At 65.5% G+C, this 1,888-nt stretch carries 1 protein-coding gene; it reads left to right on the top strand.

Features of this window, described 5'->3' with window-relative positions; translation table 11 throughout:
* Positions 1-466 precede the first annotated feature (466 nt).
* A complete protein-coding gene (locus H9I49_RS23300) occupies positions 467-1,504 on the top strand; it encodes a LacI family DNA-binding transcriptional regulator (RefSeq protein ID WP_188032799.1) in 1,038 nt (345 codons plus the stop codon).
* Positions 1,505-1,888: the final 384 nt, after the last annotated feature.

Raw genomic sequence — 1,888 nt, 5'->3', positions numbered from 1 at the left:
AGTTGGACGAGAGACATCCGGACGCCAAGCCCGCGACGGCGATGCCGATGAGAGCTGTGAGCCCTGCCTTTCGGTTCAACATTCCTGCTCCTCCTTGGAGGGTTGGGGGCTCCGTTGGCCCCAAGCTTGACCAGCTGGGCGGATGTCCGGCTGTCGAACACGAACCGACGTGATCCGCGTGCCTGCGCCGAAGCGACACGGCCGAAGTTCACGTCTGTATCCGGTTCTGTCCGATCCGCGACAGCGGACAGGACGGAGCGGGTAACACAACTGAGCCGTGACAGAGGTTTCACGGGATGAAAGGAACTTGCACCGGGAGTGTGGCACCGAGCCCACCCGTTCGGCAAGGGGTTAGCGGCCATCGAACCGCCAAGGGCTAGCGTTGGGGTGGTTTGCGGACTCCTCCCGCCGGATGGGATGCAAACTCCTTTCACCACACCACCGATTCACGGATAGGCTGCACGTCATGTCCGACGACGCCCAGTCACTGACGCGCGTGACGCTCGCCGACGTCGCCGCCCGTGCCGGTGTCTCGGAGGCCACTGCCTCGCGATCCCTGCGCGGAGTCTCGAAGGTCTCGCAGGTGACTCGCGAACGGGTGCTCGACGCTGCTCGTGACCTGTCCTACGTCACAGCCCTGCAGGCACTGACCGAGCAAGCGGGGCCGCGGCGCACCGTCGCCGTGATCGTGCCGTTCATCACCCGGTGGTTCTTCGGCACCGTCACATCCGCGGCAGTGGACTACATGCGGGACCGCGGCTATGACGTGCTGCTCTACCATCTCGGCAACGCCGACATCCGTGACCACTTCTTCCAGCGAATGCCTCTCGCCAGGAAAGTGGACGGGATCCTTTCCCTCTCTATGCCCCTCACAGAGGAGCACACCCTGTCGCTCCGCTCGATCGACATGCCGCTCGTCAGCGTCGGCTCCACAATCCCCGGGTCGCCATCTGTGGGCATCGACGAAGCGGCTGCCGCCACAAGCGCAGTCAGCCACTTGCTGCACCTGCGGCACGAGCGGATCGCGCTGATAGCCGGTACGCCGGACGACTTCTGGTTTGGGTTCGCCCCATCGAACGCTCGTCAGCTCGGCTATGAGCAGGCGCTCGGCGCGGCCGGGATCGAATTCGACCCCCGCCTTGTGGTCTCGGGGCCCCATGGGATCAAGGGTGGCGCTGCGGCGATGGCTGAGCTGTTGTCCGGTCCGGTCATGCCCACAGCGGTCTTCGCCGAGTACGACGAGCTCGCCCTCGGCGCTCTATGGGCATTGCGCCGGGCCGGCCTGCGGGTGCCCCAAGACATGTCGGTGGTCAGTATCGACGATCACGAGATGGCGCCCATCCTCGACCTCACCACCGTCGCGCAGAATGTCGAACGGCAGGGCCAAGCCGCTGCGCAGATGCTGCTGCAGCTGCTCGGTGCAGAGGTGGGCACCGCACCGCAAGAACGGATGGTGCTGCCCACCAATCTCATCCTGCGCGGAACCACGGCGCCGCCATCATGACAGCCGGACAACCATGGACACGCGGGCGCATCCGACAGAGCGCCCGGTTCAGCTGGCGGCGCTGTGGACCCAGACGTACACGGTGCCCGCGCCTCCGGAGGGCGGTGGCCATCGGCACTTCGTGCGCCGGCATCGCCACCACCGGCCTGAAGTGACGGCCTGGCTCGGCGGCTGACGGCATCGTCCTTGCGACGAGGCGGCCGCCGTGGGCGATCAGTTCTTGTGACCCTTTGACGACTCGTGATTTGGAGAATGCAGTGAATCAGTCGGTCCGCTATGCCGCGTACCTGGATCCGGAAGCGCCTGTGGCAGCAAGGATCGAGGACTTGTTGTCACGGATGACCCTGCCGGAGAAGGTCGGACAGCTGCTGATGCTCGACGCAG

The organism is Terrabacter sp. MAHUQ-38, assembly GCF_014518425.1.
Taxonomy (GTDB): domain Bacteria; phylum Actinomycetota; class Actinomycetes; order Actinomycetales; family Dermatophilaceae; genus Terrabacter.
Note: the sequence above shows the minus strand (reverse complement) of the source record. Positions and strands in the feature narration are given on the sequence as shown.

Coding starts and splice junctions, on each gene's coding strand:
- H9I49_RS23300 (WP_188032799.1), top strand. CDS start 467: ATGTCCGACGACGCCCAGTCACTGACGCGCGTGACGCTCGCCGACGTC.